The 14339-nt window shown below is 65.4% G+C and carries 11 protein-coding genes and 1 pseudogene; 8 read left to right on the top strand and 4 right to left on the bottom strand.

Going from position 1 to position 14339, the window contains the following annotated elements; translation table 11 throughout:
* Positions 1–184 precede the first annotated feature (184 nt).
* Positions 185–856, bottom strand: a complete 672-nt coding sequence (locus K2Z83_RS03665; RefSeq protein WP_255603252.1) for a response regulator transcription factor — start codon at positions 854–856, stop codon at positions 185–187.
* A 225-nt stretch (positions 857–1081) separates the two neighbouring features.
* Here K2Z83_RS03665 and K2Z83_RS03660 point away from each other — a divergent pair, with 225 nt between their 5' ends.
* From K2Z83_RS03660 to K2Z83_RS03650, 3 genes are all read left to right on the top strand, one after another.
* A complete protein-coding gene (locus K2Z83_RS03660; RefSeq protein ID WP_220593826.1) occupies positions 1082–3325 on the top strand; it encodes a PAS domain S-box protein in 2244 nt (747 codons plus the stop codon).
* 23 nt (positions 3326–3348) lie between these two features.
* On the top strand, positions 3349–3795 hold the full coding sequence (locus K2Z83_RS03655) for a response regulator (protein ID WP_220593825.1): 447 nt from the start codon (positions 3349–3351) through the stop codon (positions 3793–3795).
* Positions 3796–3948: 153 nt separating this feature from the next.
* The gene (locus K2Z83_RS03650; protein ID WP_220593824.1) at positions 3949–6540 is read left to right on the top strand and encodes a response regulator; all 2592 of its coding nucleotides are present in this window, start codon (positions 3949–3951) and stop codon (positions 6538–6540) included.
* A 218-nt stretch (positions 6541–6758) separates the two neighbouring features.
* Here K2Z83_RS03650 and K2Z83_RS03645 read toward each other — a convergent pair whose 3' ends face one another.
* The gene (locus K2Z83_RS03645; RefSeq protein WP_220593823.1) at positions 6759–7430 is read right to left on the bottom strand and encodes a hypothetical protein; all 672 of its coding nucleotides are present in this window, start codon (positions 7428–7430) and stop codon (positions 6759–6761) included.
* Positions 7431–7915: 485 nt separating this feature from the next.
* Between K2Z83_RS03645 and K2Z83_RS03640 the strand changes: the two genes are divergently transcribed.
* Together K2Z83_RS03640 and K2Z83_RS03635 are read left to right on the top strand one after the other, a co-directional pair.
* The gene (locus tag K2Z83_RS03640; RefSeq protein WP_220593822.1) at positions 7916–9115 is read left to right on the top strand and encodes an aspartate aminotransferase family protein; all 1200 of its coding nucleotides are present in this window, start codon (positions 7916–7918) and stop codon (positions 9113–9115) included.
* A 310-nt stretch (positions 9116–9425) separates the two neighbouring features.
* Positions 9426–10718 carry an adenylosuccinate synthase gene (locus K2Z83_RS03635; protein ID WP_220593821.1) on the top strand — a complete coding sequence of 431 codons (1293 nt, stop codon included), beginning with the start codon at positions 9426–9428 and terminating at the stop codon, positions 10716–10718.
* Between the two features lie 63 nt (positions 10719–10781).
* Here K2Z83_RS03635 and K2Z83_RS03630 read toward each other — a convergent pair whose 3' ends face one another.
* Positions 10782–11006 (bottom strand): mycoredoxin, encoded by a 225-nt coding sequence (locus K2Z83_RS03630; RefSeq protein WP_370650043.1) that lies wholly within the window; start codon positions 11004–11006, stop codon positions 10782–10784.
* 351 nt (positions 11007–11357) lie between these two features.
* Between K2Z83_RS03630 and sucC the strand changes: the two are divergent.
* A pseudogene (sucC, locus tag K2Z83_RS03625) lies at positions 11358–12494 on the top strand (ADP-forming succinate--CoA ligase subunit beta).
* Between the two features lie 70 nt (positions 12495–12564).
* On the opposite strand, the gene K2Z83_RS03620 reads toward sucC, so the two are convergent.
* Positions 12565–13020 (bottom strand): helix-turn-helix transcriptional regulator, encoded by a 456-nt coding sequence (locus tag K2Z83_RS03620; RefSeq protein ID WP_220593819.1) that lies wholly within the window; start codon positions 13018–13020, stop codon positions 12565–12567.
* Positions 13021–13113: 93 nt separating this feature from the next.
* On the opposite strand from K2Z83_RS03620, the gene gmd reads away from it, so the two are divergent.
* Positions 13114–14085: a GDP-mannose 4,6-dehydratase gene (gene gmd / locus K2Z83_RS03615; RefSeq protein WP_220593818.1), complete on the top strand. Its 972-nt coding sequence runs from the start codon at positions 13114–13116 to the stop codon at positions 14083–14085.
* Positions 14082–14294 carry a hypothetical protein gene (locus K2Z83_RS03610; protein ID WP_220593817.1) on the top strand — a complete coding sequence of 71 codons (213 nt, stop codon included), beginning with the start codon at positions 14082–14084 and terminating at the stop codon, positions 14292–14294. The genes gmd and K2Z83_RS03610 overlap by 4 nt, the downstream gene beginning before the upstream one ends.
* Positions 14295–14339 lie beyond the last annotated feature (45 nt).

Below are 14339 nucleotides of genomic sequence, written 5' to 3'. Positions count from 1 at the left end.
GGCGATGCACCTATGGTAGCGCGGGGAGGGGGGCGGCGGTAGGGGAAGGTGTCGGGGGCGGGGCGGGGATTCTTCCCCGCCCCTAGCGGTCTGGAACCGAGAAACTGAAGCATGTTCTGTTGGTGCGAGCATAGCTCGCACCAACAGAACATGCTTCATGTACCGTGTCAGGCCCCGAGCAAGATCAGCGCACCTCGGGCGGCGGCACCAGGCCGCGCTGCACGGCGGCGATGGCGGCCTGGGTGCGGTTGCTGACGCCGAGCTTCTGGAAGATCTCGCTGAGCCGGTTGCCGACCGTCTTCTCGGAGAGGCTGAGCTTGAGCGCGACGGCGCGGTTGTCGTCGCCCTGGGCCACCAGGGCCAGGATGTCGCGCTCGCGGGGGGTGAGCAGGTCGCCGGCGACCACCGCGCCCTCGCCGCGGCGCAGCAGGTCGAGGACGCGGGCGGCCGCGCTGCCGGCGAGGGCGGCGTCGCCGCGGTGGACGACCCGGATGGCCTCGATCAGCTCGGCGGCGTCGGCGTCCTTCAGCAGGTAGGCGTTGGCCCCGGCCCGCAGCGCCTCCAGGATGGTGCGCTCGTCGCGGTGCATCGTCAGGATCACGCTGCGGGTATCTGGGCTGGCCGCGGCGATCTGGCGGGCGGCCTCAATGCCGGTGAGGCCCGGCATCGAGACGTCGAGCAGGGCGATATGCGGGCGCAGGGCGCGCGCCTCGGCCACGGCGGCCTCGCCGTCGCTCACCTCGGCGATCACCGTGAAGCCCCCCTTGCGCTCCAGGATCTCGCGCAGGCCCTGGCGGAACATCGTGTGGTCGTCGGCTATAAGGATGGTGATAGGTTCACTCATAGCATTCATCATACCATTCTCCTGATGCATTGGCGGCGAATCCGCCCTGATGTGCACCTCCTTTGCATAATCGTACTATACCTCGTCTGTACAGGCGGTATAATGGGATGCATCTCGCGACAGCATCGCTCCATCGAGGGCAAGATTCCTGGGTAGTTTACAATTTGACCTGATGCGTCGCATGCGGTCAAATCTGCAATCTACAATCTGCAATCTTGCCTATCCCAGGCCACGCCTATGATGCCTCAGCCCAGCATCCTCCTCGCCCACGGCGACACGCAGGCCCGCAGCGCGCTGGCCCATGCGCTCTCCTCGGCGGGCCTGCGTGTCGCCGAGGCGGCCTCGGCCGATGCGTGCCTGCGCCTGGCCGCCGAGATCAGCCCGGCGGTCGCCCTGGTGGCCCAGGATCTGCCCGGCGGCGACGGGCTGGCCGTCTGCCGCGCGCTGCGGGACAGAGGGGTCGCCCGCACAACCCGATGCGCCCTGCTCGCCACCGCGCCCCCCGATACGCAGGTCGCGGAGGCGCTCAGCAGCAGCGCCGACATGTGGCTCGCCCCCCCGTTCAGCGCGCCGCAGCTGCTGGCCCTGGTGCGCCTGCTCCTGCGCACCCACGCGGCCGAGCGCGAGCAGGCGCTGCTGCTGCCCTACGAGAAGATTGTCCAGTCGGCCATGGAGGGCTTCTGGATCGTGCGGGCCAGCGATATACGCTTCCTTGCCGTGAACGACGCCTACTGCGCGATGATCGGCTATAGCCGCGATGAGCTGCTGTCCATGTCCGTCCGCGACGTTGAGGCCATCGAGAGCACGCAGGACACCATAGAGCGCAGCGCACGCATTATGCGCCAGGGCTACGACCGCTTCGAGACGCGCCACCGGCGCAAGGACGGGACGATCTTCGATGTCGAGGTGAGCGTACGGCTGATTGAGGCCGCCGAGGCCATGATGGTCGTCTTCGCCCGCGATATCACCGCAAGCAAGCGGGCCGAGGAGGATCTGCGCCGCAGCGAGGCCCGCTACCGCAGCCTGCTCGAGGCCATCCCCGACCGGGTCTTCCGCCACGATGCGCAGGGGCGGTTCATCGACTACCACAACCCGCGCGACGCGGCGCTGATCATGCCGCCCGAGATGTTCATCGGCAAGCACTACCGCGATGTCGTCCCGCCGGCGATCAGCGAGCCCTTCGCCGCCGCCCTTGAGCGCGCCGCCAGCAGCGGCCAGATGGAGCGCTTTGAGTACGATCTGTCAGGCTCTGACGGTATGACTCACACCTTCGAGACGCGGCTCGTCATCGGCGAGGATGCGGACATCGTGACGATCATCCGCGACATCACCGAGCAGCGCCAGGCCGCGCGCGCCGTCCAGAAGCAGCACAAGCAGTTCCTCACGATCTTCGACGCCTTCCCGGCGATCCTCTATGTCGTCGACCCGACCACCGACGAGGTGCTCTTCGTCAACAAGGTCTTCCAGAATCTGCTCGGCAGCAACCCGATCGGCGGCACGTGCTACCGCGAGTTCCAGGGCCTCGCGGAGCGCTGCCCGTTCTGCACCAACGAGATCATCCTGCGCACCCGCCAGCCCTACACCTGGGAGTATCACAACCCCCTCCTGCATACCGACTTTCTGATCACTGACCAGATCATCTGCTGGCCCGACGGGCGCGATGTGCGCTTCGAGCTGGCGATCGATATCACCGCGCGCAAGCAGGCCGAGGTCGCCCGCGAGCGCCTGAGCGGAGATCTGGCCCGCAAGAACCGTGAGCTTGAGCAGATCGTCTATGTCGCCTCCCACGACCTGCGCTCGCCGCTGGTCAATGTGCAGGGGTTCAGCCGCGAGCTTCAGGCGTCGCTCGATGATCTCAAGCTCGCCCTCGCCGAGCTCGATCTGCCCGCCACGCAGCGTGACCAGGTCAGCTTCCTCACCGAGCAGGATATCCCCGAGTCGCTCAGCTATATCCTCACCGGCGTGAGCAAGATGGACGCCCTGCTCAAGGGGCTGCTGCGCCTCTCGCGGCTGGGCCGCGCCGCGCTCAGCATCGAGCCACTCGATGTCGGACAGATTGTCGCTGAGACTCTGATCGCCCTCGACTTCCAGATCAAGCAGGGCGGGATCCACGTCGATCTCGGCCCGCTGCCGCACTGTCGCGGCGATGCCACCCAGGTCGGGCAGATCTTCGCCAACCTGATCGGCAACGCCCTGAAGTACCTCGCCCCCGAGCGCCCCGGCAGCATCAGCATTACCGGTCGCACCGCCGAGGGCATGGCCGTCTACTGCGTGGCCGATAACGGGCGCGGCATCGCCGCCGAGCACCAGGAGAAGATCTTCGAGCTCTACTACCGCCTAGAGCCCGCCCAGAGTGAGGGCGAGGGGCTGGGGCTGACGATTGTGCGCACCATTGCTGAGCGGCTCGGCGGCTGGGTGCGGGTCACCTCGACGCCAGGTGTGGGCAGCCAGTTCGCTGTTGCGCTCCCGGAGGCGCTATGAGCCACCCACAGAGAGAGGCTGCTGTGACGGATGAAGTGGTTATCCTGATCGCCGACGACGACGACGGACATGCGACCCTGATCCAGAAAAACCTGCGCCGCGCCGGCCTGCATAATATGATTATGGTCTTCGGCAATGGACAGGAGATCCTCGACTTTCTTTTTCGACGCGGCGACGGGCCACAGCGCGATCACGGGCGCGCCTACCTGCTGCTGCTCGATATCCGCATGCCGAGGGTTGACGGGGTCGAGGTGCTGCGCCAGATCAAGGCCGACCCCGAGCTGCGCAAGCTGCCGGTGACCATGCTGACCACCACCGAGGACCCGCACGAGATCGAGATCTGCCACCTGCTGGGCTGTAGCAACTATGTGACGAAGCCGGTAGACTACGATGCGTTTATCAAGGCGATCCGGCAGCTCGGGCTCTTCTTCAGCATTGTGCAGGTGCCCTCGCTCAACGGGCATAGCTAAGACAAGATTGCAGATTGTAGATTGCAGATCGCAGATTTGGTGCAGAAGAACGCCATGCACGGCATCAATTGGAACGCCATGCGCGGTAATCTGCAATCCAAAATCTGCAATCTGCAATCTGCAATGGTATAACAGGTATCGCAGAGGTGCTGGATGAACGACAGCGACACACCCCAGCCCGGCACAGGGGACACGGGCCGCCGCCAGCTGACATTGCTGGTTGTGGAGGATGATCCTGGCCTCAACCGCCTCATCCAGAAGCGGCTCACCCGTCACGGCTTTGTGGCCGAGGGCGCCCTGAGCGGCGCCGAGGCGCTGCGCAGGGTCGCCGAGCTGCCCGAGCTCCTGATTCTGCTCGACTACCGGCTGCCGGATATGACCGCCAACCAGCTCATCCTGACCCTGGCCGCCCAGCGGCGCGCGATCCCCTTCATTGTGATGACCGGCAACGGCGACGAGCGGATCGCCGTCGAGATGATGAAGCTCGGCGCCCGCGACTACCTGACCAAAAGCGAGACCTTCCTCGACCTGCTGCCGACCGTGGTGATCCAGGCGGTCGAGCGGATCGCGACCGAGCGGCGCCTCCAGCAGGCTGAGCGCGCCCTGCACGAGGCCGAGCACCGCTTCAGCCTGCTCTTCCAGCGCATCGGCATCGGCATCGTGCTGAGCACAGCCGACGGGCAGATCCTCATCGCGAACGAGTCTATCCTGCGGATCACCGGCTACTCGCTGGACGTACTGCGGCAGACCCCGATGGCGGCGCTCTATGCCGACCCCGCCGCGTACGCGGCGATGATGCATGCGGTGTCCGCCGAGGGTGGCGTGCGAGAGGCCGAGGTCACCATGCGCCGCAAGGACGACACGCGCTTCCAGGCGAGCTGCTCGTTCGACACGCTCGACATCGAGGGCAACCGAACCATCCTGATAACGGCTGAGGACATCACCGAGCGGATCGCCTCCCGGCAGCGGATCAGGCACCTGAACGCGGTGCTGAATGGGATCAGACGGGTCAACCGCCTGATCGTCGAGGAGGCCGACCGCGACAGGCTGATCCAGAGCGCCTGCGAGAGCCTGATCCAGACCTTTGGCTACGGCAACGCCTGGGTCGCGCGACTCGACTCGCAGGGTGGCGTTAGCGGCATCGCGAGCGCAGGGTTCGCTAGCAACACCGCGCAGCAGCTCAACACCATTGGCACCAGCAACACCCTGCCATGGTGCGCGCAGCAGGCGCTCCATCACACCATCGCACTCGCCATCCGCAGGGCGACAGCCTGCACGAGCTGCATGCTCGAGCGATCCTGCGCCGAGGAGCCGCGCCTGGTGATCCAGATGGCCTACAATGGCAAGATCTACGGGGTGATGTCGGTCGGGCTCGCCCCCGGCTTCGTGGTTGAGCAGGAGGAGCAGAACCTGTTCGCCGAGGTCGCCCGCGACCTGGCCTTCGCGCTCTATAAGATCGACATTGAGACCGAGCGCAGCAAGGCCGAGTCCGAGCTCCAGACATCGCGGGAGAGTCTCAAGCAGGCGCTCGACGAGCTGGAGCAGCGCGTCGCCGAGCGCACCAACGAGCTGAGCATGGCGAACCTGCACCTGGCTCGTGCCGTCCGTGTCAAGGATGAGTTCCTCGCCAACATGAGCCACGAGCTGCGCACGCCGCTCAACGCCATCCTTGGCCGCGCCGAGATGTGCCGCGAGGGCTTCTACGGCGCGCTCAGCCCGGGCCAGAGCGAGGCGCTGCGCACCATTGAGGAGAGCGGGCGACACCTGCTTGAGCTGATCAATGATGTGCTCGATGTGGCGAAGATCGAGGCTGGGCGTGTCGATCTCGACATTGAGCTTGTCCAGGTAGACGCCGTCTGTGAGGCCAGCGTGCGTCTGGTGAGCCAGCAGGCGCTCAAGAAGCGGCTGCGGCTCACACAGCAGCTCGACCCGTCGGTGGGCCTGATCTACGCCGACGGGCGCCGGCTCAAGCAGATCCTGGTCAACCTGCTGAGTAATGCGGTCAAGTTCACGCCCGAGGGCGGCGAGATCGGCATTGAGGTTGCGGGCGACCGCGAGCGCGAGATCGTCTCGTTCAGCGTCTGGGACACGGGAGGCGGCATCGCCGCAGAGCACCTGTCGCGGCTATTTCAGCCCTTCGTGCAGGTTGACAGCAGCCTCTCGCGGGCCCACGAGGGCACCGGCCTCGGCCTGAACCTTGTCCTCAACCTCGCGAAGTTGCATGGCGGCAGCGTGAACGTCACAACCGAAGTTGGACAGGGCAGCCGCTTTACCGCCGCCCTGCCATGGCGCAGCCCTGAGGCCGAGGCGGCGGTGGCGTCAGCCCAGCCCGAGGCTATCGATATGGCTACGCGGCCTGCGGATCAGTGCTACCTCGACGGGCCGCTGATCTTGCTAGCCGAGGACAACGAGGACTCGATCAGCCTGATCAGCAGCTACCTTGAGTTCCACGGCATGCGGCTCGCCGTGGCCCACAACGGCACCGAGGCCGTGCAGCTGGCCGCCGACATCCTGCCGGCGATGATCCTCATGGATGTGCAAATGCCACAGCTCGATGGCCTGGCCGCAACCCGCCAGATCCGCGCGATCCCTGACCTGCGCGACACCCCGATCATCGCCCTGACCGCCCTGGCCATGCCGGGCGACCGTGAGCGCTGCATTGAGGCCGGGGCCAGCGACTATATCAGCAAGCCGATCAGCATGCGCCACCTGCTCCAGATCATCAGCACCTTTATCGAGGCCTGACGCGGTGTTCGCCGGTGGGGGTGCGGGGGCGGCTTCGCCTTGTTTATTGTGTTTGGGCGGCGAAGCCGCCCAAACACAATAAAAAACCGGGTCTGGGGCGAAGCCCCAGGACGTTGCAGAAGCCCTGCAACATGGCCAGCTTCGCTGGCCATGTTGGCCAAGACACGGTTTTTAGGGCGGCAGACCTAAACGCGATGCGTCTGGGGCTTCGCCGCGCCCTATGCGCGCTGCGGGCGCGGGCGGGACTGCCACTCGCTGAGCAGGGCGCGGGCCTGCTCGTCGCTGAGGGCCTCGCTCGCGACGCCGAAGCGCTGGCTCGTCTCCGCGTCCAGGCTGAGGGCGCGGGTCTGGGCGATGCGCGCGAGGGCCTGGAGCTGCTTCTCGCTGGCAGGCTGGCTGGCTCCGGCCGGCTGATCGGACACCGCGCGGGCGCGGCCCTGGTCGGCGCCGTAGCGGGTGCGGTCATCGGCGACCTTCTTCAGGCTGTCGATAAAGCTGGAGGCCTGGCCCTTGGTCATCGTCACCAGGTCCACGCTGTGCTCGCCGGCGTAGCTGCCGAGCTGCTCGTTCGTCCAGCTCAGGTCGTCCTGGAGGGCGGCGATGTAGTTGCGCTGCTTGTCGCTGGCCGGCGAGTCCGGGTCGCGCACCGTGATCGGCGCGGCCTGGCCGTGGCCCTCGCGCGCGCCGGCGACCTGCTGGGCTACGGCATCGCGCTGGGCCGCGTAGATGCGCCAGCCGAGATCGACGGCCCGCTGGACATCCTCGTCGCTGGCGTCCAGCGGCAGGGTGACGGTCTCCTCAAGGGTGATGAAGTCTTCGCCGAGGCGGATGGCGGCGCGGTAGGTGCGGGTGACGCTGCGCTCGCCGGGGGTGGGCTTGGGGCTGGCCATACGTACTCCTTGCCGAGGGCGCCGGCCGTGGCGCGCGTTCGGCCTGCGTGTTCTGACCTGTCGTAGGTGCTCGTCCCGTGTGTACCTGGGGTGCCCAGTCTGATTGCTGATTGCTGATTGCTGATTGCTGATTGCAGATTGCAGATTGCTGATTGCTGATTGCAGATTGCACATTCCGCGCCTGGGTGCCCGCTGCTCTGTCGCTCGGCCTTGCAGCAGGAGCCATGTCAGTATAGCACGTTTGTTCCTATTGCACAAGGGGGGCGTTATACCAATTTCCTGTTGAACATACCGCATATATAGTACAGACATAGCGCATTGGAACGCACTGTCCGGCAATCTGAAATCTGAAATCTGAAATCTGAAATGGTATTAGCCGTCAGCCGAGTGATGCTATAATCCCCACAACGATTGAGCGTGCGGCGCGAGATTCAGTGGCTCAGTGACTCAATCATTCCGCTCAGTGCTCTAAGAAAGGACCGCCGATGGCAGCCGACACGACAGAGGCCGTGGTGCAGGCCGACCGGGAGTATATTCTGCAAACCTACGCCCGCCCCGACTTTGTGTTTGAGCGCGGCGAGGGGGTGTACCTCTACGACACGGATGGCAAGCAGTACCTCGACTTCGTGGCCGGGATCGCGGTCAACGCCCTCGGCTATGGCGACCCAGACGTGACCGAGGCGATCGCCGCGCAGGCCGCCAAGCTGATCCACGTCTCGAACCTCTACCACACCGCCCCCGGCGGCGAGCTGGCCCGCATGCTCGTCGAGAGCAGCCCGGCCTTCGACAAGGTCTTCTTCAGCAACAGCGGGGCCGAGGCGATCGAGGGGGCGATCAAGTTCGCCCGCCGCTACGCCCGCGAGCACTTCGGCGAGGGCAAGACGACGATCGTCGCATTCGACGGCTCGTTCCACGGGCGCACCATGGGCGCCGTCGCCGTCACCGCCCGCGAGAAGTACCGCGAGCCGTTTATGCCGGTGATGCCCGGCGTGCGCTTCGCCGACTATAACGATCTGGCCTCGCTGGAGGCCGCCATGGGCGATGATGTCTGCGCCGTGCTGCTGGAGCCGATCCAGGGCGAGGGCGGCCTGCGCGTGGCCGATGAGTCCTTCCTCAAGGCCGCCCGCGCCCTCTGCGACCGCCACCACGCCCTGCTGATCTTCGACGAGATCCAGTGCGGGATGGGCCGCACCGGCACGCTCTGGGGCCACGAGCCGAGCGGCGTGCGCCCCGATATGATGACCGTCGCCAAGCCGCTGGCCGGCGGCCTGCCGATCGGCGCGGTGCTGCTCAACCAGCGCATCGCCGACACCATCCACGCCGGCGACCACGGCACCACCTTCGGCGGAAACCCCCTGTCCACCGCCGTGGCCGGCGTGGTCTTGCGCAAGATCAGCGACCCCGACTTCCTCGCCCACGTCCGCCAGGTGAGCAGCTACCTCGACGAGTCGCTCCAGGATCTGGCCGCCGACATGCCCGGCACCGTGCTTGAGCTGCGGGGGCGCGGCCTGATGCGCGGCATCCGCATCGCCGGGTCGGCCGGAGCCATCCGCGAGGCCGCCCACAGCCACGGGCTGCTGGTGGCCACCGCCGGCGACGATGTGATCCGCCTGCTGCCGCCGCTGGTGATCGACACCCAGCATATCGATGCAGCGGTCGCCGCGCTGCGCGAGGTGCTGCGCTAGGCCAGGGTGAGTGCAACGTCCCTGGGGCTGCGCCCCAGACCTCACTTTTGTCAGGTTTGGGCGGCCAAGCCGCCCAAACCTGACAAAAAAAAGAACGCGGGGGCGGCTTCGCCGCCCCCGCGCCCCCACGGGAGGTGACGTTGCACTCGCCCGGTGCGCTAGGCGCTGTCGCCGCAGCCGCCGGCGCGATATCTGCTACAATTGCGGGGCAAGCGCGTTGTTCGTAGCGCCCTTGCCCTTCTGACCGCTTAGGCTTCACGCGCGCCGCTCGCCAGCGCCGCTGGAGTCCACCCACCTGAAAGGGACGGCCATGTCAGTCGTCGCACTCATTGGCGCCCAATGGGGCGATGAGGGCAAGGGGCACCTTGTCGATCTGCTCGCGAGCAAGGCGCGCCTGGTGATCCGCTACGGCGGCGGCAATAACGCCGGCCACACGGTGGTGAACCACCTTGGCACCTTCAAGCTCCATCTCATCCCCTCGGGGATCTTCGACCCGGCCACCGTCAATGTGATCGGCAGCGGCGTGGTGGTGAGCCCCGAGGCGCTGCTGACCGAGATCCAGGGCCTCGAGGACCGCGGGGTGAACACCAGCAAGCTCTTTGTCAGCGAGCGCGCCCACGTGGTGATGCCCTACCACGTCATGCTCGATAAGCTCCAGGAGGAGGCCCGCGGCGAGGGGAAGATCGGCACCACCGGCCGCGGGATCGGCCCGGCCTACGCCGATAAGATGAGCCGCAGCGGGATCCGCATGGCCGACCTGCTCCACGAGGAGACGCTGCTCAACCGGCTGCGCGGCGTCCTTGAGGAGAAGAACCGCCTGCTCACCAAGCTCTATGGCGTCAAGCCGCTCTCGCTCCACGACACCTACCTGCGCTACCTCGACTTCGGGCACAAGCTGGCCGACCACATTGCCGACACGCACCCGATCATCCTGCGCGCCCTGGAGAAGGATCTGCCCATCCTCCTGGAGGGTGCCCAGGGCAGCCTGCTCGATGTCGACCACGGCACCTACCCCTATGTCACATCCTCGCCGCCCGGTGCCGCCGGGGCCTGTCAGGGCGCCGGGATCGGGCCGACCCGCATCGACTCGGTGATCGGTGTGTATAAGGCCTACACCACCCGTGTCGGCGAGGGGCCATTCCCCACCGAGATCGATGGCCCTGACGCCGATGCGCTGCGCCAGATCGGCACCCCCTGGGCTGAGGTGGGCACCACCACCGGCCGGCTGCGCCGGGTCGGCTGGTTCGATGCGGTCATGGCCCGCTACGCCGCCCAGGTGAACGGGATCGACACCTTGGCGATCACCAAGCTCGATGTGCTCGATGGCGTCCAGACGATTAAGATCTGCACCGCCTACAAGCTCCACGAGACGACGCTGGAGTTCCCGCCCGCCACGACGGCTGTCCTCGAACAGGTCGAGCCGGTCTATGAGGAGATGCCGGGCTGGATGACTCCCACCACCGCCGTGCGCCGCTTCCAGGATCTCCCTGATAACGCCCAGGCCTATGTCGCCCGCATCTGCCAGCTGGTCGGCGCCCGCCTTGGGATCATCTCTGTCGGCCCCGACCGCGACCAGACGATCATGGCCGCCGAGGTGTTCTAGTAACGCTTCCTACGCAGTGAGGGGCGGCCAGGCTTAGCCTGTCCGCCCCTCACTGCGTGATCGCTATCCGATCAGCTTGGCCTGAAGCTCCATGTTCGATGGCTCGACCAGGATTGAGCCGTCGGGGAAGACGATCGTCGGGACGCTCTGGTGGCCGCGGTTCACCTGCATCACATAGGCGGCGGCTTGCTCGTCCGACTCAATATTCACGTAGGTGTAGGGCCGACCGACTTGATCTAAGACACGCTGGGCACGCCGGCAGTCGGGGCACCACGTCGTTCCGTACACAACAATCTCCTGGCTCTCCATAACACCATTCCCTTAGCATACGAGCGATGGCCGCGAGATATCACTGCACAGAATCATTATAGCAGATGCAGTTGCGCGATCAGTCCAGATCAAGATGATATTTAACGGGATTTTTCCCTCTTTGCACACACCTTGTCAACCCCTAAACGTTTGACATCTCCAACACCGGTATGCTACCATAATGGCATCAGCACCTCACAAAAGTTGTTGTCATTCTGATCACTTTGGCGGCCTGTGCCACGTGCGATGGTGCGCGGGGCTGTGTCCCATGCTTCGTTGTTTGGCCTGTGTTCGGCGCGCTGTCGGACGCAGGGGAGCGCACCAGAACCCATGAAACTGCACGAGTAGCAGGCCCGCGATCTTCTCGCCAAATACGGGGTTCCAGTAACCGGCGGCGGCGTCGCGAGCACCCCCGCCGAGGCCCGCGCCATCGCCGAGCAGATCGGCACCAAGGTCGTGGTCAAGGCCCAGGTGTTCGTCGGCGGGCGCGGGAAGGCCGGCGGCGTCAAGCTCGCCGACACGCCCGAGCAGGCTGAGCAGGTCGCCGGGCAGATCCTGGGCATGGACATCAAAGGTCTGACGGTCGAGAAGGTGCTGGTCGCCGAGGCGATCAGCTACCAGAAAGAGATCTACGTCAGCGCCATCCTCGACCGCGCCACGAAGCGGGTGATGATGATCGCCTCGGCCGAGGGCGGCGTCGAGATCGAGGAGGTCGCGAAGACGAACCCCGGCGCGATCATCAAGATCGCCGCGCACCCGCAGCTCGGCCTGCTGGACTATCAGGCCCGCGAGCTGGCCTTCGCCATCGGGCTGAAGGACGGCAAGCAGGCCCGCCAGTTCGCCCAGATCGCCAGCGCGCTCTACCGGGTCTTTGTGGAGTCGGACGCCTCCCTGGCCGAGATCAACCCGCTGGTGATCCGCGACGATGGCAGCCTCCAGGCGCTGGACTCAAAGGTGCTGCTCGACGACAGCGCCCTCTTCCGGCACGCCGACCTTGAGGATATGCGCGACTCGTCCGATGAGCCGGCGACCGAGCGCCAGGCTCGCGAGGCCGGGATCACCTTCATCAAGCTTGATGGCAACATCGGCTGTATGGTCAATGGCGCCGGCCTGGCCATGGCCACAATGGATGTGGTCAAGCTCTACGGCGGCGAGCCGGCTAACTTCCTCGATATCGGCGGCGGCGCCGGCAAAGAGAAGGTCAAGGCGGCCCTCCAGATCATCCTCGCCGACCCGAATGTCAAGGCGGTGATGTTCAACATCTTCGGCGGGATCACCCGCGTCGATGAGGTCGCCCGCGGCATCATCGCCGCCCTCGAAGAGGTTGACACCGATGTCCCGATGGTCGCCCGCCTGACCGGCACGAACGAGGTCGAGGGCCGCCGGCTGCTCGCCGAGTCGCGGCTTGTCCCGGCCGAGTCGCTCGCCGACGCAGCGCAGAAGGCGGTCGCCGCCGCGCGGGGCTAGCGTGCAGACGGTGAAGAGGTGCAATGACGCAGCCCATCGTGTGCCGTGTCGCTGCACTTCTTCCGCTTTTCTACAGGCTCGCTAGCAGCCGCCGGGCACATGCGATCAGCTCCTGCTGACGCCGATCCACAAGCGACCGGCTCAGATCATCGATAATGAGCGACCAGCGATCTCGCACCGTACGAACAAGTATCGTATAGTCTGGAGAATCGTAAAGCTGGCATAACCACTCATGATCACGCTGAAGCAGCGCCAGCTGTAGCTCAACCTCAGTATAGCGGCAGGCCACCACAGGCAGCCGCTCGGCCTTCGCCTCAGGGTAGCCAGTGTCGGCCACGAGCTCGCCCGGCTCACACTTGAACAGGCCTGCGAGCAGAGTCACCGTACGCTCGCCCGGAACAGAGAGCCCCACCTCCACGTGCGAGATGGCCACCCGCGAGATAGCAACCCGCTCCGCGATCTCCTGCTGAGTCCAACCATTCTCTGCGCGAAGGCGCGCAATACGCCGGTGAAGCGGCTCGATCATCGATAACTCACTTAGCAGACAGCGACGACTCAGACTGCTATAGTACCATCGGTTCTGAGTCACTCTGTGTCTGCAACGTGAGGAGCATCCTATATGAAGAAGCGTGCGCTTATTACCGGTATTACGGGCCAGGACGGCAGCTATCTGGCAGAGTTTTTGCTAGGGCAGGGCTATGAGGTGATCGGCATGGTGCGCCGCACCAGCACGGTCAACTTTGAGCGGATCAAACACTTCCAGAGCCGGCTCACGCTGGTCACCGGCGACCTGCTCGATGAGGTGTCGCTGATCAACATGCTGCGCGACCACCGGCCGAGCGAGGTGTACAACCTGGCCGCCCAGTCCTTCGTGCAGACGTCATGGCCCCAGCCGGTGTTCACCGGCGAGACGACGGCCCTCGGGGTGACGCGTATGCTCGATGCGGTGCGGCTGGCCGACCCCGACATCCGCTTCTACCAGGCCAGCAGCAGCGAGATGTTCGGCAAGGTGGTGGAGGTTCCCCAGAAGGAGACGACGCCCTTCTACCCACGCAGCCCCTACGGCGTGGCCAAGGTCTACGGCCACTGGATCACCGTGAACTACCGTGAGAGCTACGACATGTACGCCTGCTCGGGAATCCTGTTCAATCATGAATCTCCCCGCCGCGGGCTGGAGTTCGTCACCCGCAAGATCTCAAATGCGGTGGCGCGGATCAAACTCGGGCTCGATGAGGAGCTGCGCCTTGGCAACCTCGACGCCCGGCGCGACTGGGGCTTCGCCGGCGACTATGTCGAGGCGATGTGGATGATGCTCCAGCAGGATCAGCCCGATGACTATGTGATCGCCACCGGCGAGACCCACTCGGTGCGCGAGTTCTGTGAGCAGGCCTTTGGCCACGTGGGGCTCAACTATACCGACTATGTCGTCATGGACGAGCGCTTTATGCGACCGGCAGAGGTAGATCTGCTGATAGGCGACCCATCGAAGGCGCAGGGCGCGCTCGGATGGAGGCCAAAGACCTCATTCGCCGATCTGGTTCGGATGATGGTCGATGCCGATGTGCAACTACTTAAGGAGCAGAACCGATGACTCAGGCGGAGATGCGACTGATTGAGGAAGGCTGGGATGCGCTGGTGGAGCGTTTGGGCATCGCTGAGGCCACACGCTTCGCTATGCTCCTAGACCGCCGCACTGGAGGTGCGCTCCAGCACCTGCGCGTCCTCTGGACAACCCCGAGCGCCGGAAAGCGGCACGCGGGTGGGCTACAGAGCCAGCCAGTCAATCAGTTCGACGCCTAGGTCGCCGCGAGGCGCACCACCTCAATGATGAGCAGGCCAGGGGAA

Source organism: Oscillochloris sp. ZM17-4, from assembly GCF_019599295.1.
In the GTDB taxonomy this organism is placed as follows: Bacteria; Chloroflexota; Chloroflexia; order Chloroflexales; family Chloroflexaceae; genus Oscillochloris.
Note: the sequence above shows the minus strand (reverse complement) of the source record. Positions and strands in the feature narration are given on the sequence as shown.